This is a genomic window from Streptomyces sp. NBC_01142 (assembly GCF_026341125.1).
Taxonomy (GTDB): domain Bacteria; phylum Actinomycetota; class Actinomycetes; order Streptomycetales; family Streptomycetaceae; genus Streptomyces.
The window spans coordinates 264,608-289,586 of record NZ_JAPEOR010000002.1 but is presented as its reverse complement, the minus strand read 5'-3'; the positions used below and the strand labels follow the sequence as shown (position 1 = coordinate 289,586).

The 24,979-nt window shown below is 71.3% G+C and carries 23 protein-coding genes; 18 read left to right on the top strand and 5 right to left on the bottom strand.

Annotation, left to right across the window (positions count from 1 at the left end; all coding sequences use genetic code 11):
• Nucleotides 1-36: 36 nt before the first annotated feature.
• From OG883_RS18695 to OG883_RS18675, 5 genes are all read left to right on the top strand, one after another.
• Entirely contained in the window at nucleotides 37-1,401 is a 1,365-nt protein-coding gene (locus OG883_RS18695) for a glutamine synthetase family protein (protein WP_266542365.1), read from the top strand.
• 8 nt (nucleotides 1,402-1,409) lie between these two features.
• Entirely contained in the window at nucleotides 1,410-2,777 is a 1,368-nt protein-coding gene (locus tag OG883_RS18690; RefSeq protein ID WP_266542363.1) for an aldehyde dehydrogenase, read from the top strand.
• A gap of 5 nt (nucleotides 2,778-2,782) precedes the next feature.
• Nucleotides 2,783-3,568, top strand: a complete 786-nt coding sequence (locus tag OG883_RS18685) for a 3-oxoacyl-ACP reductase (RefSeq protein ID WP_266542361.1) — start codon at nucleotides 2,783-2,785, stop codon at nucleotides 3,566-3,568.
• A gap of 84 nt (nucleotides 3,569-3,652) precedes the next feature.
• Entirely contained in the window at nucleotides 3,653-4,975 is a 1,323-nt protein-coding gene (locus tag OG883_RS18680; RefSeq protein WP_266542359.1) for a haloacid dehalogenase-like hydrolase, read from the top strand.
• Between the two features lie 22 nt (nucleotides 4,976-4,997).
• On the top strand, nucleotides 4,998-6,041 hold the full coding sequence (locus tag OG883_RS18675; protein WP_266542357.1) for a DUF2510 domain-containing protein: 1,044 nt from the start codon (nucleotides 4,998-5,000) through the stop codon (nucleotides 6,039-6,041).
• Nucleotides 6,042-6,088: 47 nt separating this feature from the next.
• On the opposite strand, the gene OG883_RS18670 is transcribed toward OG883_RS18675, so the two are convergent.
• A complete protein-coding gene (locus OG883_RS18670; protein ID WP_266542355.1) occupies nucleotides 6,089-7,291 on the bottom strand; it encodes an amino acid deaminase/aldolase in 1,203 nt (400 codons plus the stop codon).
• A gap of 1,005 nt (nucleotides 7,292-8,296) precedes the next feature.
• Here OG883_RS18670 and OG883_RS18665 point away from each other — a divergent pair.
• Both OG883_RS18665 and mycP read left to right on the top strand, forming a co-directional pair.
• The gene (locus tag OG883_RS18665; protein ID WP_266549167.1) at nucleotides 8,297-9,082 is read left to right on the top strand and encodes a hypothetical protein; all 786 of its coding nucleotides are present in this window, start codon (nucleotides 8,297-8,299) and stop codon (nucleotides 9,080-9,082) included.
• Nucleotides 9,079-10,269 (top strand): type VII secretion-associated serine protease mycosin, encoded by a 1,191-nt coding sequence (mycP, locus tag OG883_RS18660; protein WP_266542353.1) that lies wholly within the window; start codon nucleotides 9,079-9,081, stop codon nucleotides 10,267-10,269. The genes OG883_RS18665 and mycP overlap by 4 nt, the downstream gene beginning before the upstream one ends.
• A 217-nt stretch (nucleotides 10,270-10,486) precedes the next feature.
• Here mycP and OG883_RS18655 read toward each other — a convergent pair whose 3' ends face one another.
• Nucleotides 10,487-11,077: a serine hydrolase gene (locus OG883_RS18655; RefSeq protein ID WP_266542351.1), complete on the bottom strand. Its 591-nt coding sequence runs from the start codon at nucleotides 11,075-11,077 to the stop codon at nucleotides 10,487-10,489.
• Between the two features lie 23 nt (nucleotides 11,078-11,100).
• On the opposite strand from OG883_RS18655, the gene OG883_RS18650 reads away from it, so the two are divergent.
• On the top strand, nucleotides 11,101-11,832 hold the full coding sequence (locus OG883_RS18650) for an SseB family protein (RefSeq protein ID WP_266542349.1): 732 nt from the start codon (nucleotides 11,101-11,103) through the stop codon (nucleotides 11,830-11,832).
• Nucleotides 11,833-11,877: 45 nt separating this feature from the next.
• On the opposite strand, the gene OG883_RS18645 is transcribed toward OG883_RS18650, so the two are convergent.
• The gene (locus tag OG883_RS18645) at nucleotides 11,878-12,240 is read right to left on the bottom strand and encodes a DUF1844 domain-containing protein (RefSeq protein ID WP_266542347.1); all 363 of its coding nucleotides are present in this window, start codon (nucleotides 12,238-12,240) and stop codon (nucleotides 11,878-11,880) included.
• Between the two features lie 354 nt (nucleotides 12,241-12,594).
• Between OG883_RS18645 and infC the strand changes: the two genes are divergently transcribed.
• From infC to OG883_RS18595, 10 genes are all read left to right on the top strand, one after another.
• Nucleotides 12,595-13,293, top strand: a complete 699-nt coding sequence (gene infC / locus OG883_RS18640; RefSeq protein ID WP_266542346.1) for a translation initiation factor IF-3 — start codon at nucleotides 12,595-12,597, stop codon at nucleotides 13,291-13,293.
• A 122-nt stretch (nucleotides 13,294-13,415) separates the two neighbouring features.
• Nucleotides 13,416-13,610: a 50S ribosomal protein L35 gene (rpmI, locus tag OG883_RS18635; protein WP_142216133.1), complete on the top strand. Its 195-nt coding sequence runs from the start codon at nucleotides 13,416-13,418 to the stop codon at nucleotides 13,608-13,610.
• A gap of 101 nt (nucleotides 13,611-13,711) precedes the next feature.
• Complete coding sequence (rplT, locus tag OG883_RS18630) at nucleotides 13,712-14,098, top strand: 50S ribosomal protein L20 (RefSeq protein ID WP_114037952.1); 387 nt, start codon at nucleotides 13,712-13,714, stop codon at nucleotides 14,096-14,098.
• Nucleotides 14,099-14,199: 101 nt separating this feature from the next.
• Nucleotides 14,200-15,039, top strand: a complete 840-nt coding sequence (locus OG883_RS18625) for an RNA methyltransferase (RefSeq protein WP_266542342.1) — start codon at nucleotides 14,200-14,202, stop codon at nucleotides 15,037-15,039.
• 115 nt (nucleotides 15,040-15,154) lie between these two features.
• Nucleotides 15,155-16,276, top strand: a complete 1,122-nt coding sequence (locus tag OG883_RS18620) for an ATP-binding protein (protein WP_266542340.1) — start codon at nucleotides 15,155-15,157, stop codon at nucleotides 16,274-16,276.
• Nucleotides 16,277-16,442: 166 nt separating this feature from the next.
• A complete protein-coding gene (pheS, locus tag OG883_RS18615) occupies nucleotides 16,443-17,567 on the top strand; it encodes a phenylalanine--tRNA ligase subunit alpha (protein ID WP_266542338.1) in 1,125 nt (374 codons plus the stop codon).
• Nucleotides 17,567-20,086, top strand: a complete 2,520-nt coding sequence (gene pheT / locus OG883_RS18610; protein WP_266542336.1) for a phenylalanine--tRNA ligase subunit beta — start codon at nucleotides 17,567-17,569, stop codon at nucleotides 20,084-20,086. Before pheS ends, pheT begins: the two co-directional genes overlap by 1 nt.
• Nucleotides 20,087-20,270: 184 nt before the next feature.
• Nucleotides 20,271-21,380: a PP2C family protein-serine/threonine phosphatase gene (locus OG883_RS18605; protein ID WP_266542334.1), complete on the top strand. Its 1,110-nt coding sequence runs from the start codon at nucleotides 20,271-20,273 to the stop codon at nucleotides 21,378-21,380.
• A gap of 299 nt (nucleotides 21,381-21,679) precedes the next feature.
• Nucleotides 21,680-23,020, top strand: a complete 1,341-nt coding sequence (locus OG883_RS18600; RefSeq protein WP_266542332.1) for a transcriptional regulator — start codon at nucleotides 21,680-21,682, stop codon at nucleotides 23,018-23,020.
• A 51-nt stretch (nucleotides 23,021-23,071) separates the two neighbouring features.
• The gene (locus tag OG883_RS18595; RefSeq protein WP_266542330.1) at nucleotides 23,072-23,602 is read left to right on the top strand and encodes an NUDIX hydrolase; all 531 of its coding nucleotides are present in this window, start codon (nucleotides 23,072-23,074) and stop codon (nucleotides 23,600-23,602) included.
• A gap of 10 nt (nucleotides 23,603-23,612) precedes the next feature.
• Here the strand turns inward: OG883_RS18595 and OG883_RS18590 are convergent, their stop codons facing one another.
• Entirely contained in the window at nucleotides 23,613-23,870 is a 258-nt protein-coding gene (locus OG883_RS18590) for a hypothetical protein (RefSeq protein ID WP_266542328.1), read from the bottom strand.
• Nucleotides 23,871-23,999: 129 nt separating this feature from the next.
• Nucleotides 24,000-24,860: a 3-hydroxybutyryl-CoA dehydrogenase gene (locus tag OG883_RS18585; protein WP_266542327.1), complete on the bottom strand. Its 861-nt coding sequence runs from the start codon at nucleotides 24,858-24,860 to the stop codon at nucleotides 24,000-24,002.
• Between the last annotated feature and the right edge of the window lie 119 nt (nucleotides 24,861-24,979).

Below are 24,979 nucleotides of genomic sequence, written 5' to 3'. Positions count from 1 at the left end.
TTAAGGCTTCCGGCTGATCCAAGGAGGCGTAACCCCGTGGCAGACCGCAAACCCCCACTCGGGACCGAGGAGCTCCGTGCCCTCGTAGCGAGCGGTGAGATCGACACAGTCGTCCTGGCCTTCCCCGATATGCAGGGGCGGCTCCAGGGCAAGCGGTTCGCCGCGCCTTTCTTCCTCGACGAGGTACTGGAACACGGCACCGAGGGCTGCAACTACCTCCTTGCCGTCGATACCGAGATGAACACGGTCGACGGCTACGAGATGTCCTCGTGGGAGAGCGGCTACGGCGACTTCGCCATGCACCCCGACCTCACCACACTGCGCCGCGTTCCCTGGAACGAGGGCACCGCGCTGCTGGTGGCCGACCTTGCCTGGAACGACGGCTCCCCCGTCGTCGCCGCGCCCCGCCAGATACTCCGCCGCCAGCTGGAGCGCCTCGCCGAGCACGGCTTCACCGCGCATGTGGGTACGGAGCTCGAGTTCATCGTCTTCAAGGACACCTATGAGGAGGCCTGGGACCGCAACTACCGCGACCTCGTCCCGGCCAATCAGTACAACATCGACTACTCGATCCTCGGCACCGGCCGCATCGAACCACTGCTGCGCCGTATCCGCAACGAGATGGCCGCCGCCGGACTGACCGTCGAGTGCGCCAAGGGCGAGTGCAACCCCGGCCAGCACGAGATCGCCTTCAAGTACGACGAGGCGCTGGTCACCTGTGACCAGCACGCCGTCTACAAGACCGGCGCAAAGGAGATCGCCTCCCAGGAGGGCGTCTCGCTCACCTTCATGGCCAAGTACAACGAGCGTGAGGGCAACTCCTGTCATATCCACCTCTCGCTCCAGGACGAGAACGGCACCAATGTCATGGCGGGCGACGGGCCCGGCGGAATGTCGCAGGTCATGCAGCACTTCCTGGCCGGCCAGCTGGCCGCGCTGCGTGACTTCTCGCTGCTGTACGCGCCCCACATCAACTCGTACAAGCGCTTCCAGCCGGGCTCCTTCGCGCCGACCGCCGTCGCCTGGGGCTACGACAACCGCACCTGCTCGCTGCGCGTCGTGGGACACGGCCGCTCGATGCGCTTCGAGAACCGGCTGCCGGGCGGCGACGTCAATCCGCACCTGGCCGTCGCAGGCCTGGTCGCGGCAGGTCTGTACGGCATCGAGCAGAAGCTGGAGCTGCCCGAGGAGTGCTCGGGCAACGCGTATACCGCCGGATACGCGCAGGTTCCCACCACGCTGCGGGAAGCCGCCGAGCTCTGGGAGAACAGCCCCATCGCCCGGGCCGCTTTCGGCGACGAAGTCGTCGCGCACTACCGCAACATGGCGCGGGTCGAGCTCGAAGCCTTCGACGCCGCGGTGACCGACTGGGAGCTCCGCCGCTCCTTCGAACGCATGTGAGGCACGTCTTGTCGTACGCGCACCACGAGGTACTCAACCCCGCGACCGGGCAGGTCATCGAGACCGTCCCGGCGACGACGGCCGCCGAGGTCGACGCCGCCGTCGGGCGGGCCGCCAAGGCCCAGCAGGGCTGGGCGGCCGCCGCCCCCGCCGACCGGGCCAGACTGCTGCGCCGCTTCGCCGCGGTCGTCGACGAACACCTCGAAGAACTGGCCCAGCTGGAAGTACGGGAGGCCGGGCACACCATCGGCAACGCCCGCTGGGAAGCGGGCAACGTCCGCGATCTGCTCGACTTCGCCGCCGGGGGAGTGGAGCGGCTCAACGGCCGTCAGATCCCCGTCCCCGGCGGGCTCGACATCACGATCCTCGAGCCCCTCGGCGTCATCGGCGTGATCGCGCCCTGGAACTTCCCGATGCCGATCGCCGCCTGGGGTACTGCCCCGGCCCTCGCCGCCGGCAACGCCGTCCTCCTCAAACCGGCCGAGACCACCCCGCTGACCGCGCTGCGACTGGCCGGACTCGCCCTGGAAGCAGGCCTTCCCGAGCACCTCTTCCAGGTGGTGCCGGGCGCGGGCGACGTAACGGGCAACGCACTGGTCGAGCACCCCGGCGTGGCGAAGATCGTGTTCACCGGCTCCACCCGGGTCGGCAAGCAGATCATGGCCAAGTGCGCCGACCGCGTAAAGCGCGTCACCCTCGAACTCGGCGGCAAGAGCCCCAATATCGTCTTCGCCGACTCCGACCTCGAAGCCGCGGTGGCCGCCACCCCCATGTCCTTCCTGGACAACTCCGGCCAGGACTGCTGCGCACGAAGCCGTGTCCTGGTTCAGCGTTCCGTGTACGACCGCTTCCTCGAACTCCTGGTCCCCGGGATCGAGTCCGTCGTCGTCGGCGACCCGGCCGACGAGAAGACCCAGATGGGCCCGCTGATCTCGCAGGCGCAGCTGGAGCGGGTGCGTGGATACGTCCCCGACGATCTCAAGGGGATCCGGGGCACCGCGCCGGAGGGCCCCGGCTTCTGGTTCCCGCCGACCGTCCTCACCGACCTCTCCCCGGACTCCCCGGCCGCCTGCGAAGAGGTCTTCGGCCCGGTCGCCGCCGTCCTCCCCTTCGAGGACGAGGCCGACGCGATCCGGCTCGCCAACGCCACCGAGTACGGCCTGTCGGGATCGATCTGGACCCGCGACGTCGGCCGCGCGATCCGCGTCTCGCGCGCCGTCGCCGCCGGCAACCTCTCCGTCAACTCCCACAGCAGCGTCCGCTACTGGACGCCGTTCGGCGGCTACAAGCAGTCCGGCCTCGGCCGCGAACTCGGCCCCGACGCCCTGACCGCATTCACCGAGACCAAGAACGTCTTCATCAGCACGGAGGCCTGAGCATCATGACCGACACGAACAACGTCTGCCGCCGCCTGGTCGGCCGCACCGCCGTCATCACCGGCGCCGGCAGCGGAATCGGCCTGGCCACCGCGCGCCGACTGGCCTCCGAGGGCGCCAACGTCGTCTGCGGCGACATCGACGAAACCGCGGGCAAGGCCGCGGCCGACGAGGTCGGCGGCACCTTCGTACGCGTCGACGTCACCGACCAGGAGGAGGTTGAGGCACTCTTCAGGACGGCGTTCGACACCTACGGCAGCGTCGACATCGCCTTCAACAACGCGGGCATCTCACCGCCCGACGACGACTCGATCCTCACCACCGGACTCGAGGCATGGAAGCGCGTCCAGGACGTCAACCTCACCTCCGTCTACCTGTGCTGCAAGGCCGCCATCCCCTACATGCAGCGCCAGGGCCGCGGTTCCATCATCAACACCGCCTCCTTCGTGGCGATCATGGGCGCGGCGACCTCTCAGATCTCGTACACCGCCTCGAAGGGCGGCGTACTGGCCATGTCCCGGGAGCTCGGCGTGCAGTTCGCCCGCGAGGGCATCCGCGTGAACGCCCTCTGCCCCGGGCCGGTCAACACCCCGCTCCTGCAGGAGCTGTTCGCCAAAGACCCCGAGCGCGCCGCGCGCCGCCTTGTGCATATTCCGGTCGGACGGTTCGCGGAGCCGGACGAGCTCGCCGCCGCCGTGGCCTTCCTCGCCAGCGACGACTCCTCGTTCATCAACGCCACCGACTTCCTGGTCGACGGCGGAATCTCGGGGGCGTACGTCACCCCTGTGTAGCTCACCGAGCGCCACTCCACCCTCCCGGCAGCCGGGCGTCGCACGACGCCCGGCTGTCCCGTATACCGACGCAGGAGTGTGTACGTGAACAACAGACGCCGCTGGTCCGTGGCAGCAGCCGCGCTCATGATCGCCGGAACCGGCCTCGGGGCCGCCCAGCCCGCCCCGGCCGCAGGGGCGGCTGGAGTTGAGGGGGCCGCAGGGGCGGCTGGGGCCGCGCGGGCCGAGCCGGGGCAATGCCCGGCTCTCCACGTCGGCCAGGGCTGGCACGGCGACAACCAGGCCCGGCTCCAGCGACTCATAGACACCTACGGCCACTGCGGCGACCACCGCAAGCGCCGGGACAGGCCCGTCGCCGTCTTCGACTGGGACAACACCGTCATCAAGAACGACGTCGGCGACGCGACCATGTACTGGATGCTGCGCAACAGCAGGATCCGCCCGCCCCGGGGCGGCGACTGGCACACCACCAGCCGCTATCTGACCGACGGGGCCGCGACCGCGCTCAAGGCCGCCTGTCCCACCGGTGTGCGGACGCTGCCCACCGCCACGGACACCCGCTGTGCCGACGAGATCAACTCCGTCTACTCCAAGGGCGCCACCACCGGCGGCGAGGGTGCCTTCGCCGGCTTCGACCACCGCCGTATGGAGCCCCAGTACGCCTGGCTCGCCCAGCTGATGAACGGCTGGACGACGCGGGAGATCCGGTCCTTCGCCGCCTCCGCCCGTGCCGAGAACCTGGCCGCGCCCATCGGCACGCGGCAACAGGTCGGCAGCGGCACAGCGACCGGCTGGGTGCGCTACTACGAACAGCAGCGCGACCTCGTCCGTACGCTGCAGAAGGCCGGCTTCGACGTGTGGATCACCTCCGCCTCGCCCGAGCCCGTCGTCGATGTCTGGGCGCGGGGCGTCGGCATCGACGCGAACCGCGCCATCGGCATCCGCAACGTCACCCGGCACGGCCGCCTCACCGCGCATCTGCAGGGCTGCGGCACCGTCCGGGACGGCGACGACGCGATGATCACCTACATCGACGGAAAGCGCTGCTGGATCAACAAGGAGATCTTCGGAGTGCGGGGCGCGGCCGCCGAGCAGGTCCAGCCCGCCCACCGGCGCCAGGTGTTCGCGGCGGGCGACTCCGACACGGACGTCTCCTTCCTGCGGGACGCGACGGGCCTGCGGCTGGTCCTCAACCGCAACAAGAACGAAGTGATGTGCCGCGCCTACGACAACAGCGACGGACGCTGGCTCGTCAACCCGATGTTCATCGAGCCCAAGAAGCAGCAGGCCGCCCCCTATCCGTGCGCAACCTCGGGACACACCGGGAGCGACGGTGCCTCCGGGCCCGTACGCCGCGGTGACGGCACGGTGGTTCCCGACCAGCGGGACGCGGTGTACGGCTTCTGAACGGGCCCCCTAAGGTGGCCGGATGAGCATGACGACGCCGCCCGGCTGGTACCCGGACTCCAGCGTGCCCGGCACCGAACGCTGGTGGGACGGGACTGCCTGGACCGCGCACACCCGCGCGGTCGAGGGCCAGGCCCCTGCACCGGTTCCGGCTCAGGCCCCTGCACCGGCTCAGGCCCCGGTCCCCGCCCCGGTCGCCGCTGCCGGTTTCGGCCCGCCGACCACACCGTTGCACCAGTCGGCGATGCCGGGTGGCAGTGGTGGCAGTGGTGGGAATGACAGCGGCGGTGGCACGCGCCGTCTTGTGGCGCTCGCCACCGCCGGCGTCGTACTCGTCGCCGCGGTCGCCGTCGGCGCCGTACTCCTGACCAAGAACGACGAGCCCGCGGAGCCCGAGTCCGCGCCGGGCGTGAGCGAACCGGTCGCGACCACCGGCGACTCCGAGAACAGCCCTACCGCCACGCCGTCGCCGACCGAGGACTCCGCGCTGCTGACCGACCAGCTCAACGGCATCTCCATGCCGATACCCGAAGGCTGGGAGAAGTCCACCAGTTCTCTCGACGCTCAAGCCGCGACCATGGTGACGGACGAGACCTACGACTGTCCCGCAGGCGGCTCCTCGCTGTGCCGGCACGGGCGGGTGTCGTCCGCCGTGGCGACGCAGACGGGTGCCACCTCGGCCGAGGCGGTGGCCAAGCAGGACATCCAGGCCGCGGCGGACTCCGCGTACGAAGCGGACGCGGTGGGCAGCCGCATCCACGGCGGCATCAAGTCCCACAAGGTGCTCAAGTCGCAGACGGTCGCCGTTGCCGGACGCGCCGGCTATCTGGTGCGCTGGCAGGTCACCACCGGAGCGGGCCCGGGCGGGTACGTCCAGTCGCTCGCCTTCCCCTCGCCCGTGGGCACCGAAGCGGTGATCGTCGTCCGCTTCGCCTTCGACGCGGGACCCGAAGGCCCCGAACTCGCGAGCATGGACAAGATCGCCGCGAGCATCCGCCCGATCGGCGACGGGACGAACGGCGGCGTCGGCAGCAGCATCGGACCCGACCAGGGGACGGGCGGCTAGCGGAACGCGCGGCCGGCGGAACGTACGCCTGTCGGTGGAACGTACGCCTAGAGGAACGTGCGGCCCTCGCCGCGGTAGGTCGGCGCGGTGCCCGTGACCCGGTCGCCCTCGATCAGCTGCAGGGTGTCGAAGCGCTCGCACATCTCGCCGGCCTTGGCATGCCGGAACCACACCTTGTCGCCCATCAGCAGATCGTCGGCGGGGGAGCCGAGCAGCGGGGTCTGCACCTCACCCGGGCCCTCCTGCGGGTCGTAGTGCAGCCCTTCGGGGAGATACGGGACGGGCAGCCGGTCCACGCCCGCCGCGCCGGACGCGGGGTAGCCGCCACCGAGCACCGTCACCACGCCCACGCCCGGCCTGCGCACCACGGGCTGGGCGAAGAGCGCGGCCGGACACCCCGTGAACGACGTGTAGTTGTCGAACAGCCGCGGGAGGTACAGGCCCGAACCGGCGGCGATCTCCGTGACCGCGTCCTCGGCGGCCGTGTGCTGGACACTGCCGGTGCCACCGCCGTTGACGAACTCCAGATCCGGCGCCACCCTCCGTACCGCACGGACCACCGCCGCCCGGCGGGCGGCCAGTTCCCTGCGGGCCGCGCTCTGCATCAGCCTGACCACGCGGGAGCGCAGCGGCCGGCCTGCGAGGGAGTCGCCCACGCCCGCGACATGCCCCTCGTACGCCATCAGCCCCACGAGCCGGAAGCCGGGGCGGCGGGCGATCGACCGGGCCAGTTCGGCCAGCTGGGCCGGCTCACGCAGCGGCGAACGCCTCGCCCCGACCCGAACCCGGCCGCCCAGCAGCTGCAGTGCGGTGTCGAGTTCCAGACAGATCCGGATCTCCTCCTTGCCGCCGCCGCGGGAGCGGTCGATCAGCTCCAGCTGCGCCGGGTCGTCGACCATCACCGTCACGGCGCCGGCCAACTTGGGATCCCCCGCGAGCTGCGCGAATCCGGTTCGGTCCGCCGACGGATAGGCCAGCAGTACGTCCTCGAAACCGGCCCGCGCCAGCCACAGCGACTCGTCCAGCGTGAACGACATGATCCCGGCGAAACCGTCCCGTGCGAGGACCCGCTCCAGCAGCGCCCGGCAGCGGACCGACTTGCTCGCGACCCGGATCGGCTTGCCGCCCGCCCGGCGCACCAGATCGTCGGCGTTGGCGTCGAACGCGTCGAGATCGACGACGGCGAGCGGGGCGTCGAGATGGGCGGTGGCCCGGTCGTAGCGGGCCCGGTCAGCGGCACGGGAAGTCATGGCCGGAGTCATGGCCCGAGCTTGCCAGACGGGATTACCACGGGGTAGAGGGACGTTTTGGGCAGATCCCCCCGGACCCCCGGTCTCAGTGCCGCGGGGTGCACTCCAGCCCGTAGAGTGACGCACACGCGGTGACGAACGGGCCTGCCCCGAGAGGCGATCCGTCGGTATACGTGGACCAGGAACGGGGGACGGATGAGCACGGAGGCACAGCGTCCTCCCGGCCCGGCCTCTCCTCCGCCCGAAGCGGGGGAGGAGGCGCGCACCACTTCCCGTATCAGCGAGGCACTGCTGCCGCCGGAGACCGCCCCGCAGCCGCTTCGCCCGTCCCGCATCACCGAGTTCCTGCCGACGGAGCCGTCCCCCGCGCCGACGACAGCGCCCCCGGCGCCGACGACAGCGCCCCCGGCCCCCAGGGCTCCCGCGCCGTCGCGCCCCGAGATCCCCCCGGCTTCGGCGCCTTCCGGCGAGTCGAGTCGTCCGTTCACCGCGCCGACGCGTCCGTCGGTGCCTGCGCCCGCGGCTGAGCCCACGCCCGCGAGGAGCGAGGCCACCCGTGGCGCGTCCCCCGGCGCCTCCCCCGGCGCGGCCCGCCGCCCGTCGCCCTCCGTCCCGGCGCCCTCCGCGCCGAGGCCGCCCGGTCTCCCGCCACGCCCCGGCGTCCCCCCGGCCGCCTCTGCCGACATCCCGGCCGTGGAGACCACCACCCGGCTGCGGCCCGTCGTCGCCCCCCGGTCCGGACCGCCGCGTCGCCCCACGCCCGCCGCCTCCGCGCCTCTGCCGCCCGAGGCACCTCCCCGGCCGCCGGCCGCCCCCACCCGGCGCAGACCGGTCGGCTCCGTCGACCTCACGCCACGGCCCGGCGCAGCCCGGCACGCTCCCAGCGGTCACTCCTGGGCGCCGCCCGAGACCCCGGCCGAGACGCCCCTGTCCGGCACGGGCCACCCGGCTGCTCACCCCGCCCCCGACCGTTACTCCTGGGCACCGCCGGAGACCCCGGCCGAGATGACCACCCGGCTGCGGCCCGTGCGTGCCCGGCATCCCGGGCGAACCGTCGGTTCCGTCGCCTGTGTCGTCCTCGGACTCGGGCTGATCGGCGGCGCGGCCACCGGCAGCTGGCTGACCGGCGACTCGAGCGCCGACCCCGCCGCCCGTACCGGGTACACCGAGGCACGCGACCTGTGGCACAGCGTCCCTGTGGACACTCTCTTTCCCCGTACCGTCAAGGGCGAGGGCGCCGGACCCGGCAGCGCGGACCGTGTCTGGACCCGTATCGCCGTCGCGCCCGACGGCGGCTGCGCGGCCGCTCTGGACCCGCTGCTGGTCAAGGCAGTGCAGCCGGTCGGCTGCGGCCGCGTGCTGCGCGCCACCTACACCGACGCCACCGCGAGCAGCGTCACCACGGTCGGGCTGATCTTCACCGAGGCCGATGCGGACGGCATGCGCGCCCTGGACAGGCGCTTCACGGCAGAAGGTCTCGCCGAGCGCACCGATCTGATGCCCCGCGCGCTCCCGGCCAAGGGCACCGTCGCCGCACGCTTCGGCGACGGGCAGCGAGCGAGCTGGACCGTGAACGTACTGACCGATGCGCCGGTCGTCGTCTACGCCGTGTCCGGCTTCGCGGACGGGCGTACCGTCACCGACCCCCAGCCCGCCGACGAGGCCAAGGCCGAGGGCACCACGTCCGCGCCCGCCCAGGCAGGCCTCGGCCACGAGGCCACGGGCGTCGCGGAGCGCATCGAGCGCGCTCTGCGCCAGATCGTCAGCACGGCAACGGAGCAGTCCGAATGACAACAACGCGCCGTCGCCGCGGCCGTCGCCTCGCCGCCGCCCTCGCTGCCGCCGCCCTCGTACTCCTTCCGGCGACGCCCGCCCACGCGGACGCGATCAGGGCCCAGCAGTGGGGCCTCGACGCAATGCACACCGACGAGGCCTGGCGCACCACCAAGGGCAGCGGCATCACGGTCGCGGTCCTGGACACGGGCGTCGACGACCGCCACCCCGACCTCGCGGGATCCGTTCTGCCCGGCAAGGACTTCATCGGCTTCGGCGCGACGCGCGGCGACCGTGCCTGGGCCCGCCACGGCACCGCGATGGCCGGCATCATCGCCGCCCACGGCCACGGCCCGGACAGCGAGGACGGCGTACTCGGCATTGCGCCCGAGGTGAAGATCCTCCCGATCCGCGTGATCCTCGAAGGCGGCGACAAGGCCCGCGAGAAGGCCCGCAACTCCCGCGGCACCGCCCTCGCCCAGGGCATCCGCTGGGCCGCCGACCAGGGCGCCGACGTCATCAATCTCTCGCTCGGCGACGACAGCGAGTCCGCGCACCCCGAGGCCGGCGAGGACTCCGCCGTCCAGTACGCACTAGCCAAGGGCGCCGTCGTCGTCGCCTCGGCCGGCAACGGCGGCGAGAAGGGCGACCACATCTCGTACCCGGCCGCCTACCCCGGCGTGATCGCGGTGACGGCCGTCGACCGCTTCGGTACCCACGCCTCCTTCTCCACCCGCCGCTGGTACGCCACCGTCAGCGCTCCCGGCGTCGACATCGTCATCGCCGACCCCGACCGCCGTTACTACCAGGGCTGGGGCACCAGCGCAGCCGCCGCCTTCGTCTCCGGCGCGGTCGCCCTGGTCCGCTCCGCCCACCCGGGCCTTGCCCCCGCCCAGATCAAGAAACTCCTCGCCGACACCGCCCGCAGCGCCCCCAAGTCCGGCCGCGACGACGCGCGGGGCTACGGCATCGTCGACCCCGCCGCAGCGATCACGGCCGGTGCGAAGCTGCGCCCCGCGGATCTGAAGGCGGCCACCGCGGGCTACAGCAAGAAGTACTTCGGCTCTGGCCCGGCTCCCGAGACCAAGGACACGGAGCCGGCGATCTGGCTCGCCCCGCTCGCGGGCGGCCTGGGCGCCCTGGTGCTGGCGGGAGCCGTCGTGCTCTGGCGCGGCGGCCGCACCGCCCGCGCCGTCCGCACCTGACACCCGCGCCGGCGGCCCGCCCGCTCCCGCACCGCCCGCACCTGACACCCGCACCGCCCGCACCTGGCACACGCGCCGGCCGCACCGCCCGCACCGCCCGCACCTGGCACACGCGCCGGCCGCACCACCCGCACCGCCCGCGCCGGCCGCACCTGGCACCCGCACCGCCCGCATCTGACACCCGCACCGGCCTGCGCCGACACGCCTGCTGGCCCGCTCACCGGCCCCCGACCGCCTCCCGCGCCGCCGCCTCGACGCAGGCGATCCCCGCCTCCTTCGTCGGATGCCCGTCGGAAAGCACCGCGATCAGACGGCCCCCGGCCCGCCCCACCGAGTGGACGACCCACAGCCCGGTGTCGCGCATCGGCATCCAGCCGTTCTTCAGCGCCCACGGTCCGCCCGCGGCCGACACCCCCCAGTCCTGCCCCGGGAGCACCTGCCGCATGAGGGACCGGAGGTACCCATAGGGCCGCCCGCCGAACACCGCCTGCATCAGTGTCAGCTGGTCACGCGCGGTGGTCCTGGTCAGCCCCCACGCCGCCGCGGCCCGCGTCTGCGTGAGCCCGAGCCGCGCATGCGCCGCATCCACCCCCGCAGCGCCGCCGACCGCCTCCCAGAGCGCTGTCGCCGCGTCGTTGTCGCTCCGCACGATCATGACGCGGGCGAGCTCCCGCTCCCGCGCGGTCGGCGGGTGCCCCCGATCCAGCAGCGCGGCGAGGATGGACACCTTCACGATGCTCGCCGAGGGGTAGGTCCGCTCCTCGCCGCTGGACCGATCGAGCAGGGCGACCGAGACGTTGGCACTCATACCAGGGAGGTTAGGCTCGTCGCGTGGCGCTCAAGAACATCCCTGACTCCGGTTTCTCCGACGACGACGGCACTGCCGACCCACGGCTGACGGCGGCCCTCGCCGCCTGGGCGCAGGACAGAACGGCTGTACGGCCGGTCCTCGAAGCACTCAAGGACGCCCGGCTGCTGGTCCCGGTCGTCGCCGTGCTCGGTGAGGTCGAGGAGGACGAGAACGGTCTGCGCCGCGAGAAGACCAGCGACATGGCGGTGCCCACGCTGACGGCCGGCGACCGCCGGGCGCTGCCCGCGTTCACGTCGATCGCGTCCCTCGCCCGCTGGAACCCCGAGGCCCGCCCCGTCGCCGTACCGCTCCACCAGGCGCTGCAGGCCGCCGCACACGAGAAGGCCGACACCCTGGTGCTCGACCTCGCGGGCCCCGTTCCGTACCAGCTGACCGGCCCCGCGCTGCTCGCTCTCGCCGAAGGCCGCACCAGCGCCGACCCGTTCCAGGACCCGAGGGTCATCGCAGCGGTCACGGCCGCGGTCGCCGCCGAACCCGCCGTGCTCCGCGCCCACCTGGGCCCGGGCCGCGCGGACGGCACCCTCGCCCTCGTCCTGGCGCCGGAAGCGGTCCCGGCCGAGGTGGCGCGGCGGGTCGCCGAGGCGCTGGCGGCCGATGACGTACTGAGGGCCCGCCTGGTGAAGGGTCTCGACCTGGCACTGCTGCCGGCCGAGACCACCCCTCCGGGCGAGCCCCTGTTCGTACGCGATTGATCTCGTACGCGTTGAGTGGACGAGGGCGCGGCCGCGCCCGCGGCGTCAGCCGTAGACCGGACCGGTGTACTTCTCGCCGGGACCCTGGCCCGGCTCGTCCGGCACCACCGACGCCTCGCGGAACGCCAACTGCAGCGACTTCAGCCCGTCCCGCAGCGGCGCCGCGTGGAAGGAGCTGATCTCGGTCGCGCTCGCGTCCATCAGACCGGCCAGCGCATGGACCAGCTTGCGGGCCTCGTCGAGGTCCTTGTGCTCGGCGCCGTCCTCGGTCAGGCCGAGCTTCACAGCTGCCGCGCTCATCAGGTTCACCGCGACCGTGACGATCACCTCGACGGCGGGGACCTCGGCGATGTCGCGGGTCATCGCGTCGAAGTCGGGGGATTCATTGGGGGTCGTCGCGTCGCTCATGACGCACACGATATGCCCCGGGGGGCCGCGTCCCGCTGCTGGCCTCGGTTAGCCCTCGTCAGCCGAAGCTGCTAACCTTGTGTAACGACCGGCCGGACACGTGTGTGCCCGGCCCACAAGTGGAGGCTCCGATCTCCCACCTGACTGTCCTCCGGGACAGCGGGTCACCGGTCAGGTGGCTGCCCATCGTTCCGTACGGACGATGGAAGTCGCCCGATGTGCGCCCCGCGGTTGACCGCGGCGGTGCTCCGGTATTCGAGGAGCTGCCGCCTGTGTCCCGTCCGGGGCATTTTTCACGTTCCGGCGCGGTTGGTCTTACGAAACAGACGTTACGCGGCTGTCTGCCAGGCATCCGTGTGGTGCTACCTAGGAGGATCCATCAGCGCCGAGCCCCGCATCAACGACCGAATTCGCGTTCCCGAAGTGCGACTTGTCGGTCCCAGCGGCGAGCAGGTCGGGATTGTTCCGCTTGCCAAGGCCCTTGAGCTTGCGCAGGAATACGACCTCGACCTGGTCGAGGTCGCGGCGACCGCCCGTCCGCCCGTGTGCAAGCTCATGGACTACGGGAAGTTCAAGTACGAGTCGGCCATGAAGGCCCGTGAGGCGCGCAAGAACCAGGCGCACACGGTCATCAAGGAGATGAAGCTCCGGCCGAAGATCGACCCGCACGACTATGACACCAAGAAGGGTCATGTCGTCCGGTTCCTCAAGCAGGGCGACAAGGTCAAGATCACGATCATGTTCCGTGGTCGTGAGCAGTCCCGCCCCGAGCTTGGCTTCCGACTGCTGCAGCGTCTCGCCTCGGACGTGGAGGATCTCGGCTTCATCGAGTCCACCCCGAAGCAGGACGGCCGAAACATGATCATGGTTCTCGGCCCGCACAAGAAGAAGACCGAGGCCATGGCCGAGGCGCGTGAGGCACAGGCCGCCCGCAAGGCGGAGCGTCAGGGCTATGCGCACGAGGAGTCGGCGGACGAGGGCGCAGAGGCTCCGGCCGAAGCGTCTGCCGAGGCTCCGGCCGAAGCCCCTTCCGAAACGCCCTCCGAGGCGTGACCCGACGGGGCTGCCACCCAGGCAGCCCCAGGTCCCGCCCGGAACCACAAACCAAGATCTGACGCTCCCGCTGTCCGGTGTCCGCACCGGGGGAGCGCCACTGACGAGGAGAGAACGGCGCGATGCCGAAGAACAAGACGCACAGCGGTGCCAAGAAGCGCTTCAAGATCACCGGCTCCGGCAAGGTGCTCCGTGAGCGTGCCGGCAAGCGCCACCTGCTCGAGCACAAGTCGTCCAAGCTGACGCGTCGCCTCACCGGCAACGCCGAGATGGCCCCGGGTGACTCGAAGACCATCAAGAAGCTTCTCGGCAAGTGACGTCCGTGTTCCCGGTGACCGGGAACACGCGCCGAGACCGGGACCAATTCGTTTCCGGGTCGTGTGAGTCCAACCACGGCCCCGCTACAAGGAGTTAACAAGTGGCACGCGTCAAGCGGGCAGTCAACGCCCACAAGAAGCGCCGGGCGATCCTCGAGGCCGCCAGCGGTTACCGCGGTCAGCGTTCGCGCCTGTACCGCAAGGCCAAGGAGCAGGTCACCCACTCCCTGGTCTACAACTACAACGACCGCAAGAAGCGCAAGGGCGACTTCCGTCAGCTGTGGATCCAGCGCATCAACGCCGCTGCACGCCAGAACGGCATGACGTACAACCGCCTCATCCAGGGTCTGAAGGCCGCCAACATCGAGGTGGACCGCAAGATCCTGGCCGAGCTCGCGGTCAACGACGCCAACGCGTTCGCCGCGCTCGTCGAGGTTGCCCAGAAGGCGCTTCCGAGCGACGTCAACGCCCCGAAGGCCGCTGCCTGATCTTCCAGGCCGCAGTTCTTCTGCCGGACCCGCAGGCCCTGTGCCTGCGGGTCCGGTCTGTTCCCGGACCCCTTCCCGTACGGAAAAGCGAGCCGCAGACCATGGGCACCCCTGAGCTGATCTCCCCGCGTTCCCCGCGCGTCATCGCCGCCCGGCGGCTCGCCAAGCGCGCCTTCCGCGGCAAGGAGCGCCTGTTCATCGCCGAGGGCCCGCAGGCCGTGCGCGAGGCCGTGGCCCACCGCGGCCACAGCGGCGAAGCCACCCTGGTCGAGCTCTTCACCACCGTCGAGGCCGCCCAGCGGTACGCGGACATCGTCGACGCCGCCCGCGGTATCGGCGCCCGGGTGCACCACGCCTCCGACGCGGTGCTTGCCGAGGTCTCCCAGACCGTCACGCCGCAGGGCCTGGTCGGCGTCTGCCGCTTCCTCGACTCGCCCTTCGAGGACATCCTGGCGGCCCGGCCCAAGCTCGTCGCCGTCCTCGCGCACGTACGCGACCCCGGGAACGCGGGCACCGTGCTGCGCTGCGCCGACGCCGCGGGCGCCGACGCCGTCGTCCTCACCGACGCCTCCGTCGACCTCTACAACCCCAAGTCCGTACGGGCGTCGGTCGGTTCGCACTTCCACCTCCCGGTCGCCGTCGGCGTCCCCGTCGAGCAGGCCGTGCGGGGGCTGCGCGACGCCGGAGTCCGCGTGCTGGCAGCCGACGGCGCGGGCGAGGACGACCTGGACGACGAACTCGACGCGGGCACCATGGGCGGCCCCACCGCCTGGATCTTCGGCAACGAGGCCTGGGGCCTGCCCGAGGAGACCCGTGCGCTCGCGGACGCCGTCGTACGCGTCCCGATCCACGGAAAGGCCGAAAGTCTGAACCTCGCGACGGCCGCCGCCGTATGTCTCTATGCCTCCGCGCGCGCCCAGCGCGCGGGCCGTGCCCGCTGAGAGCCGCCCCCGCTGACGGGGGAGTACTCGCTCAGGGGGTCGGCTCCGTCACTTCCAGCTAGTAAGGTGACGGGCTCGGGGGCCCACTGCGCCGGCGGAGAGGTGGGATACGGGGATGGCTGTCGGGACGAGCAGGCCCACGGAGACACAGGGGGCCCTCCTCTTTCATTCCTGCGGTCCGGACGTATTCGGGATCGACCCAGACGACCTCCCCGACGGCCTGGTCGTCGCCGACGAGACCGGCCGGGTGATCTGCTTCAACGACGCGGCCGTACGGATCACCGCCGTGTCCAAGGCCGACGCCCTCGGCCTGCCGCTGGAGCGCGCGCTGCCGCTGGAGGACCTCAAGGGCCGCCGCTGGTGGACCCTGACCGATCCGTACGGCGGACTCAACACCCGCGTCGGCCAGCCCGAGCGCAATCTGCTGCTGCCCGGCGGCCGCGAAGTCCTCGTCTCCGCCCGCTATGTACGCGAGTGCCCCACCGGGCCGATACGCCGCCTCGTGATCAGTCTGCGCGGCACCGAGGCCCGGCGCCGTACCGAACGCAGCCATGCCGAGCTGATAGCGACCGTCGCCCACGAACTGCGTTCCCCCCTCACCTCCGTCAAGGGCTTCACGGCGACGCTGCTCGCCAAGTGGGAGCGGTTCACCGACGACCAGAAGCGGCTGATGCTGGAGACCGTCGACGCCGACGCCAACCGCGTCACACGGCTGATCGCCGAGCTGCTCGACATCTCCCGCATCGACTCCGGCAGGCTCGAGGTGCGTCGCCAGCCTGTCGACATCTCGGCGGCCGTCGGACGCCACATCCAGGCGCACATAGCCAGCGGACAGTCCCCGGACCGGTTCTTCGTACGCATCCGGCGGCAGCTCCCCGATCTGTGGGCCGACCCGGACAAGATCGACCAGGTGCTCGGCAATCTGCTGGAAAATGCGGTGCGCCACGGCGAGGGAACCGTCACCATCGAGGTGGCGCCGGCATCGGCGAAGAACGACGAGAAGGGGACGGCGGTCACCGTGAGCGACGAAGGCCCCGGCATCCCCGAGGAGTCGATGGGCCGTGTCTTCACCCGCTTCTGGCGGGGGAGCAAGCGCGGCGGGACGGGCCTCGGCCTCTACATCGTCAAGGGCATCGTCGAGGCACACGGCGGGACGATCACCGTCGGCCGTGGACCCGGCGGCGGCGCCGAGTTCCGATTTATTCTGCCCGTCGGCACCCCGGCCCACCTGAAATAAGAGTTTCGCCAAGCGCCGGACAGGGTGGCGGCGGGCTACGGGTGGGCCCGAGCGGCCCGCGGGCTCATTCGCCTCTCCACACCCCGTTAGACTCGACCTTTGGCACCTTTGCGTCCTCGGTCGACAAGCGGGGGCCCCAGCCAGCCCATCGGAAGTACGGGAAGAGATGTCCGCACCCAATAAGTCGTACGACCCTGTTGAGGTCGAGGCACTGAAACCGGAAGAGATCGAGCGCATGCGGGACGAGGCGCTCGCCGCCTTCGCCGCCGCCGGCGACCTCGACGAGCTCGCCCACGCGAAGGTCGCGCACACCGGCGGCACGTCGCCGCTGGCGCTTGCCAACCGGGAGATCGGCGCGCTGCCACCGCAGGCCAAGGCCGAGGCCGGCAAGCGCGTGGGCCAGGCCCGCGGTGCCGTGAGCAAGGCCCTCGCCGCCCGCCAGGCCGAGCTGGAGGCCGAGCGTGACGCCCGGGTGCTCGTCGAGGAGGCAGTGGACGTCACGCTGCCCCACGACCGAGTCCCGGCCGGCGCCCGCCACCCGCTGACCACGCTCTCGGAGCGCATCGAGGACATCTTCGTGGCCATGGGCTACGAGGTGGCCGAGGGCCCCCAGGCCGAGGCCGAGTGGTTCAACTTCGACGCGCTCAACATCGGCCCGGACCACCCGGCCCGTGGCGAGCACGACACCTTCTTCGTCGAGGGCCCGGACGGCGGCAGCAACTCCGGTGTCGTACTGCGCACGCACACCTCGCCCGTACAGATCCGCTCGCTCCTCGACCGTGAGCCGCCGGTCTATGTGATCTGTCCCGGCCGCGTGTACCGCACCGACGAGCTGGATGCGACCCACACCCCGGTCTTCCACCAGGTCGAGCTGCTCGCCGTCGACGAGGGCCTGACCATGGCCGACCTCAAGGGCACCCTGGACCACATGGTCCGGGCGCTCTTCGGCGGCGAGGGCATGAAGACCCGGCTCCGCCCGAACTTCTTCCCCTTCACCGAGCCGTCCGCCGAGATGGACATGGTCTGCTACGTGTGCCGCGGCGAGTCCGCCGGCAACCCGGACAAGCCCTGCCGCACCTGCTCCAGCGAAGGCTGGATCGAGCTCGGCGGCTGCGGCATGGTCAACCCGAAGGTGCTCATCGCCTGCGGCGTCGACCCCCAGAAGTACAGCGGATTCGCCTTCGGGTTCGGCATCGAGCGGATGCTGATGTTCCGCCACAACGTCGAAGACATGCGAGACATGGTCGAGGGTGACGTCCGGTTCACCCGGCCGTTCGGGATGGAGATCTGATGCGGGTCCCGCTTTCCTGGCTGCGGGAGTACGTCGACCTGCCGGCGACGGAGACCGGCCGTGACGTACAGGCCAAGCTCATTGCCGCCGGCCTCGAGGTCGAGACCGTCGAGCCGCTCGGCGCCGGCCTCAAGGGCCCCCTCGTCGTCGGCAAGGTGCTGACCATCGAGGAGCTGACGGAGTTCAAGAAGCCCATCCGCTTCTGCACCGTCGACGTCGGCGGGGCCAACGGCACCGGCGAGCCGCAGGAGATCGTCTGCGGCGCCCGCAACTTCTCCGTCGGCGACAAGGTCGTCGTGGTCCTGCCGGGTGCGGTCCTGCCCGGTGACTTCGCGATCGCCGCGCGCAAGACGTACGGCAGGACCTCGCACGGCATGATCTGCTCGGGCGACGAGCTGGGCATGGGCGAAAGCGATGCTCTTGGAGGCAGCGGCATCCTCGTGCTGCCCCCGGAGTACGAGGTCGGCACCGACGCCATCGAACTGCTCGAGCTCGTCGACGAGGTCCTCGACATCGCCGTCACGCCCGACCGCGGCTACTGCCTCTCGATGCGCGGCGTCGCCCGCGAGACCGCCATCGCGTACGGCCTGCCGCTGCGCGACCCGGCGCTGCTCGACGTCCCCGCCCCGAATTCCTACGGCTACCCGGTGAAGGTTTCCGACCCGATGGGCTGCGACCGCTTCACCGCGCGCACGGTCGTCGGTCTGGAGCCCGAGACACGCTCCCCGATCTGGCTGCAGCGCCGGCTGCAGAAGGCCGGGATGCGTCCCATCTCGCTCGCCGTCGACGTCACCAACTACGTGATGCTCGAGCTCGGGCAGCCGCTGCACGCCTACGACCGCTCCCGTCTCGACGGGCCGATCGGGGTGCGCCGCGCCGAGCCCGGCGAGAAGCTCACCACCCTCGACGGCGCCCAGCGTGTGCTGGACGCCGAGGACCTGGTGATCACCGACAACCGCGGGCCGATCGGCCTCGCGGGCGTCATGGGCGGCGCCAACACCGAGATCGCCGACCACGACGACGCCGGTGCCACCACCGAGGTCGTCATCGAGGCCGCGCACTTCGACGCGATCACGATCGCCCGCACCGCGCGCCGCCACAAGCTGTCCTCCGAGGCGTCCAAGCGCTTCGAGCGCGGCGTCGACCCGCAGGCCGCGGCGGCCGCCGCGCAGCGGACCGTCGACCTGCTGGTGCTGCTCGCCGGCGGCACCGCCGAGGCCGGCGTCACCGAGGCCATCGCGCCCTCCGCGCCCCGTACGGTCTCCATGCCCGCGGACCACCCGGACCGCGTCGCCGGCGTCGCCTACGGCCGCGAGACCGTCGTACGCCGTCTCCAGGAGATCGGCTGCGACGTCTACGGACAGGACGAACTGGTCGTCACCGTCCCGACCTGGCGTCCCGACCTGGCCGAGCCGAACGACCTCGCCGAAGAGGTCATCCGGCTCGAGGGGTACGAGAACCTCCCCTCGACGATGCCCACACCGCCGTCCGGCCGCGGTCTTACCGGCCGTCAGCGGCTGCACCGTCGCGTCGGCCGCGCGCTGGCCGGGGCGGGCTATGTCGAGGCGCCGAACTACCCGTTCATCGGCGAGCAGATCTTCGACCAGCTCGGCCTGGCCGCCGACGACAACCTGCGCCGCGTCGTCAGACTGGTCAACCCGCTCTCCGACGAGGAGCCCGCGCTCCGTACGACGCTGCTGCCCGGCCTGCTCGCCGCGCTGCGCCGCAACGACGGCCGCGGTAGCCACGACCTCGCGCTCTTCGAGACCGGGCTGGTCTTCCACCCGGCCGAGCAGACCGGGGTCCCGGCACAGCTGCCCGTCGACCGCCGTCCCACCGACGAGGAGATCGCCGCCTTCGACGCCGTACTGCCCGTGCAGCCGCGCCATGTCGCGACCGTGCTCGCCGGTGCGCGCGAGCAGGCAGGCTGGTGGGGCAAGGGCCGTCCGGCCGACTGGGCCGACGCGGTCGAGTCCGCCCGTGCGGTCGCCCACGAGGCAGGGACCGAACTGATCGTCCGCCAGGGCCAGTACGGGCCGTGGCACCCGGGCCGCTGCGCCGAGCTCGCCGTGCTGATCGACGGCGAGGAGCAGACCGTCGGGTACGCCGGCGAGCTGCACCCGCGCGTGGTGAAGGCACTGGGCCTGTCCGCGCGCACCTGCGCGATGGAGCTGGACCTGGACGCGGTCGAGCTGGCCTCGGCCGGCGTGCTGCAGGCACCGCGGATCTCCGCCTTCCCGGTGGCCACCCAGGACGTCGCGCTCGTCGTCGACGAGCGGGTACCGGCCGCGGAGGTCGAGAAGGCGCTGACCGAGGGTGCGGATGAACTGCTGGAGTCCATCCGGCTGTTCGACGTCTTCACCGGCGCGCAGATCGGCGACGGCAAGAAGTCGCTGGCGTACGCGCTGCGGTTCCGTGCCGCCGACCGCACACTGACGGTCGAGGAGGCCTCGGCCGCCCGTGACGCCGCCGTCGCGCTCGCCGCCGAGCGCACCGGCGCGCACCTGCGCGGAGCCTGACCGCTCCCGAGCGGCCGAGGGCCTGCTCGAGCCTGCTGAGGGGCACACCCGGACCACCGGGTGTGCCCCTCACTCATTCGGGTGAGAAGCGGGGGCGTGGTTCCTTTCGGACCCGGCCGGTCGACAGAATCGTCCCGCAGGGGCGGACCTGTACGCCGGGCTGGGCAATGAGGGGACCATCCGCATGATCCGTATCAGGTCTGGAAGTCCCTTTCCGGCCTCGGTGTGGGCGAGGTCCGCGCTCGCGGACGACTCACGGGTGCGGCGGCTGCTCCCGCTGGTGCTGCCCGCGGCATGGGGTGCCGCCGCGCTCACCTGGAAGATCGCCTGCCCGCCCGTCCAGCCGGAGAGCCTCGGCCAGCGGGTCGTCACCGGCGTGGTGTTCTTCACGGTCGGCACCGGTCTTGTCCTCGGCATCCGGCGGGGGCTGCACCGCGAGCTCACAAAGGTCCGTGAAGTCGCCCACGCCGCCCAGCAGGTGCTGCTGCGGCCGCTGCCGCCGCGCCTCGACGGGCTCGTCCTCGCCGCGAACCAGCTCTCCGTCAGCCCGGGCGCCGCCGTCGGCGGTGATCTGTACGAGGCCGTGGCCACCCCGCACGGGGTCCGCATCGTCATCGGGGATGTCCGCGGCCACGGTCTGGCCGCGATCGGGTCGGTCGCCGCGGTGCTGGGCAGCTTCCGGGAGGCCGCGTACGACGAACCCGAACTCGGCGGTGTACTACGGCGATTGGACCGGGCGGTCCAGCGGCATCTGCGGGAGCGGGCGCGGGACGAGCACCCGGCGGCCGGCGGGGGAGAGCCGGACTGCCCGTCGTCGGAGGAGTTCGTCACCGTACTGCTGCTGGAGATCGGGGCGGACGGCGGCGTACTGGCGCTCAACTGCGGGCACCCCTGGCCGTACCGGATGCGCCAGGGCGCTGAGCCGCTGGCCTGTGCCGATCCGCTGCCGCCGCTCGGCCTGTTTCCGCTCCCGGCGGAGCTGCCGCTGCACCGGTGTGCGCGACTGCTGCCCGGCGAGGCGCTGTTCCTGTACACAGACGGGGCGGCGGACGCCCGTGACGCGTCGGGGAAGTTCTTCGCGCTGGAGGCCGTGCTCGCCAAGGCTGCGCTCGGCTCGCCGGTCTCGCCCGCCGCCGTGATCGGCACGGTGCATGCGGAGTTGCTGCGGCACACCGACGGCCGGCTCGCCGACGATGTGGCGCTTCTTGTGCTGCGCAACGACCGCTCGCGGATGCCGGCGCAGTCGGGTGAGACCGCCCTGCGCCGTACCCGCTCGGAACCCTCCCATCGCTAGGGGTGTCTGCCGCCATGCCATGTGCATCCCTCGGCAACCAGGGAATTGCCGTGCGGCCGGCGCCGCCCGCCCTGCCGCGGAGTGTCGGGCAGATCAGCAGGGCAGGCGACGCGATCAAGGGCCGCCGCACTGTACGAGGGGGAGCCGGCGGCCCGGCCACCTCTGTGAGAGGCAACTCAGTCAACAGGCGCGAACTGTGCGGCGGCAGAGCGCGCGAGGCACATATGAGGGCACTTGGTTCACACCCCGTGCGAATCGTCCTCCACTAGGCTGAGCGCACCGAGCCAACGGAGGGGCACATGCAGCCCAACACCCTGCTCGACGCCCTGCTCGACGAGGCGGGGATCTCCCACGCGGGCCTTGCCGCCCGCGTCAACCACGCGGGCCGGGCACGAGGCCTGTCGCTGCGGTACGAACACACGGCCGTGGCACGCTGGTTGAAGGGCCAGCGCCCGCGCGGCCAGGTGCCCGACCTGATCTGCGAAGTACTCGCCGGCCGACTGCACCGGACGATCTCGCTCGGCGACATCGGCCTCGGAGGGCCGGGGGAGTCGGTCATGCCGCTCGGCTCGCCGCTCTCCGGATTCGTGGAGCGCGCCACCGCGTTGTGGCGGTCCGACGAACAGCAGCGGCCGCACATCATCGAGGCACCCGCGGTCACCGGCACCCCCGCCGTCATGCCCGTATGGGAGTGGGAGAACCCTCCCGAGGACTCGGACGTCTCGCGCTCGGGACAGACGCGCGTCTCCATGGCCGACATCAAGATGCTGCGTGCCGCCCGGGCGCACTACGAGCTGATGTACCGAAAGGCGGGGGGCATCGCGACCCGCGCCCGCGTCGTCGGCTTTCTCAACGCCGAGACCGCGCCCCTGCTGCGCGGCGGCTACAGCGACGCGCTCGGCCGCCAACTGCACCGCGCGACGGGCGGTCTGGTGGCGGTCGCCGGGATCTGTGCGTACGACTCGAACGCGCACGGCCTCGCCCAGCGCTACTTCCATCAGGCGCTGCGACTGGCAAAGGCCAGCGGGGACCGGGGACTTGGCGCCTATGTCATCGCGCTGCTGGTCAACCAGTCGCTGTTCATGGCGGAGCACCGGCAGGCGGTGGCCTTCGCGGAGGCGGCACTGCGGGCCGCCGGCCGACAGCTCACCCCGGCGCTCGCCGCCGATCTGTATGCGATGCAGGCCAAGGCGTACGCCCATCTCGGCGACGGCAGCAGCGCCCTGCAGTGCATCCGGCGCGCGGAGTTGGAGGCGGAGCGGATCCGTCCGGGGTACGAGCCGGACGAGACCGGCTATGTCCAGCCCGGCCTGGTGAACGTCCAGGTGGCCGAGGCGCTGCTCAGCCTCGGTGATCTGACGGCGGCACGGGAGCACGCCGACGCGGCCGTCGACACACCGGCGCACGACAGAGGCCGGGTCCACCGGCTCGCCATGCTCAGCCAGATCGAGCTGCGCCAGGGTGAGGTGGACCGGGCGGCGCACACGGCTGCCGAGATGGTGGAGCGGGCGAGAGGGATGGAGTCGCAGCGGCTCAGAGACCGGCTGCGTGCGGTGCGCGAGCACCTCGTGGCGAGCGGATGCACCAATGCCAACGAGGCGGCCGAACTCATCGACGGGGCACTGCGCGTTCCCCTCTGACCGGGCTCCTGCTGCGATGTTGCCATCTACTTGTCGGAAGGTGGCAGAAAAGTGCAGTGGACGAAATTAAGCGAACAAACTGTGTATGAAAACCGCTGGTTCAGGGTCAACCTGGCTGATGTCGAACTCCCCGACGGCCGGCACCTGGACCACTTCCTCATCCGGCTCCGCCCGGTCGCCGTCGCGACAGCGGTCAACCGGGCCAACGAGGTGCTGATGCTCTGGCGGCACCGCTTCATCACCAACAGCTGGGGCTGGGAACTCGCCGCGGGCGTCGTCGAGGACGGTGAGGACATCGAGGCCGCGGCCGCCCGCGAGATGGAGGAGGAGACGGGCTGGCGCCCGGGCCGCCTCCAGCATCTGCTGACCGTCGAGCCGTCCAACGGACTCACCGACGCCCGTCACCATCTCTACTGGTCCGAGGACGCGACGTACATCGGTCATCCCGAGGACGACTTCGAGTCCTCGCGCCGCGAGTGGATACCGCTGAAGCTCGTCCCCGACATGATCGCCCGCGGTGAGGTCCCGGCCGCCAACATGGCGGCCGGGCTGCTCATGCTCCACCATCTGCGGCTGGGCTGAGCCCGGCCGGCTAGGGCGCGAGAGCCTGCCAGACCGTCACCGCCAGCGCTCCCAGAGCGGTCAGTGCGGCCACGGCGGGCAGCGGCCACCTGGCGTGCTCGAGCGCCCCGACGCGCGCGGCCAGATCGGTCAGATCGCGGTCGATCTGGTCGTTGCGCTGTGCGAGCAGTGCCAGGTGCCCGTCGATACGGGCGAGGCCGACGTCGAGGCTGCGGCGCAGTTCGGCGAACTCTTCGACGACCACTAAATGATCAGGGTCGGTTGTCACGGACGGTCTCCTCTTCGGCAAGTGGTGCAGCGGACCCTTGACTGAGCGGAACCGAGTCAACTCTCCCTGGTCGGAGGGCGGGAGTGTGTGCGCACGGCATATGCGAGCACGCCCCGCACTCCGTGTGAATCAGGAGTACGGGTAGAAGCCGGAGCCCGTCTTGCGGCCGAGCCGCCCCGCGTCCACCATCCGCTGGAGCAGCGGGGGAGCGGCGTACAGCGGCTCCTTGAACTCCGCGTACATCGAGTCCGCGACCGAGGCGACGGTGTCCAGGCCGATCAGGTCGGCGAGCTTCAGCGGGCCCATCGGGTGGGCGCAGCCCAGCTCCATGCCGTTGTCGATGTCCTCGCGACTGGCGATGCCCGACTCGAACATCCGGATCGCGGAGAGCAGATACGGGATGAGCAGGGCGTTCACCACGAAGCCCGAGCGGTCCTGGGCGCGGATCGGGTGCTTGTCCAGCACGTTCTGCACCATTGCCTCGGAGCGCTTGATCGTCTCCTCGGAGGTGGTCAGCGCCGGGATGAGCTCGACGAGCTTCTGGACCGGCGCCGGGTTGAAGAAGTGGATGCCGATGACCTGGTCGGGGCGCGAGGTCGCGACGGCCAGCTTCACCAGCGGGATGGAGGAGGTGTTGGACGCGAGGATGGCGTCCGGGCGGGTCACCACCTGGTCGAGGACCTGGAAGATCTCCGTCTTGATGTGCTCGTTCTCCACGACGGCCTCGATGACGAGATCGCGGTCGGCGAACTCCCCCAGGTCGGTGGTGAAGCTCAGCCGCTCGAGCGTCGCGTCGCGCTCCTCCTCGGTGATCTTGCCGCGCTCGGCGGCCTTCGAGAGGGAGTTGTGCAGTCGGGTGCGACCGATCTCCAGGGCCTCGCCCGTGGTCTCGGCGACCTTCACCTCGAGGCCGCTGCGGGCGCACACCTCCGCGATGCCTGCGCCCATCTGGCCACAGCCCACCACTCCGACGCGTGCAATGTCGGCCATTGAGTCCGTCACCTCGTGCCTTTCGCTGATCTTGTGCGGCAGGCCCCCCGTATGGTTCCGGCGCCCACCTCGACCCCCTGACGTTACTCCGGATGCGCGGGTGCATGACCCCCAGGGGC

Coding starts and splice junctions, on each gene's coding strand:
- OG883_RS18675 (WP_266542357.1), top strand. CDS start 4,998: ATGAGCATGACGACGCCGCCCGGCTGGTACCCGGACTCCAGCGTGCCC.
- mycP (WP_266542353.1), top strand. CDS start 9,079: ATGACAACAACGCGCCGTCGCCGCGGCCGTCGCCTCGCCGCCGCCCTC.
- OG883_RS18585 (WP_266542327.1), bottom strand. CDS start 24,860: ATGGCCGACATTGCACGCGTCGGAGTGGTGGGCTGTGGCCAGATGGGC.
- OG883_RS18605 (WP_266542334.1), top strand. CDS start 20,271: ATGATCCGTATCAGGTCTGGAAGTCCCTTTCCGGCCTCGGTGTGGGCG.
- OG883_RS18600 (WP_266542332.1), top strand. CDS start 21,680: ATGCAGCCCAACACCCTGCTCGACGCCCTGCTCGACGAGGCGGGGATC.
- pheS (WP_266542338.1), top strand. CDS start 16,443: ATGTCCGCACCCAATAAGTCGTACGACCCTGTTGAGGTCGAGGCACTG.
- OG883_RS18645 (WP_266542347.1), bottom strand. CDS start 12,240: ATGAGCGACGCGACGACCCCCAATGAATCCCCCGACTTCGACGCGATG.
- rpmI (WP_142216133.1), top strand. CDS start 13,416: ATGCCGAAGAACAAGACGCACAGCGGTGCCAAGAAGCGCTTCAAGATC.
- OG883_RS18685 (WP_266542361.1), top strand. CDS start 2,783: ATGACCGACACGAACAACGTCTGCCGCCGCCTGGTCGGCCGCACCGCC.
- pheT (WP_266542336.1), top strand. CDS start 17,567: ATGCGGGTCCCGCTTTCCTGGCTGCGGGAGTACGTCGACCTGCCGGCG.
- OG883_RS18665 (WP_266549167.1), top strand. CDS start 8,297: ATGACCACCCGGCTGCGGCCCGTGCGTGCCCGGCATCCCGGGCGAACC.
- OG883_RS18655 (WP_266542351.1), bottom strand. CDS start 11,077: ATGAGTGCCAACGTCTCGGTCGCCCTGCTCGATCGGTCCAGCGGCGAG.
- OG883_RS18670 (WP_266542355.1), bottom strand. CDS start 7,291: ATGACTTCCCGTGCCGCTGACCGGGCCCGCTACGACCGGGCCACCGCC.
- OG883_RS18625 (WP_266542342.1), top strand. CDS start 14,200: ATGGGCACCCCTGAGCTGATCTCCCCGCGTTCCCCGCGCGTCATCGCC.
- OG883_RS18620 (WP_266542340.1), top strand. CDS start 15,155: ATGGCTGTCGGGACGAGCAGGCCCACGGAGACACAGGGGGCCCTCCTC.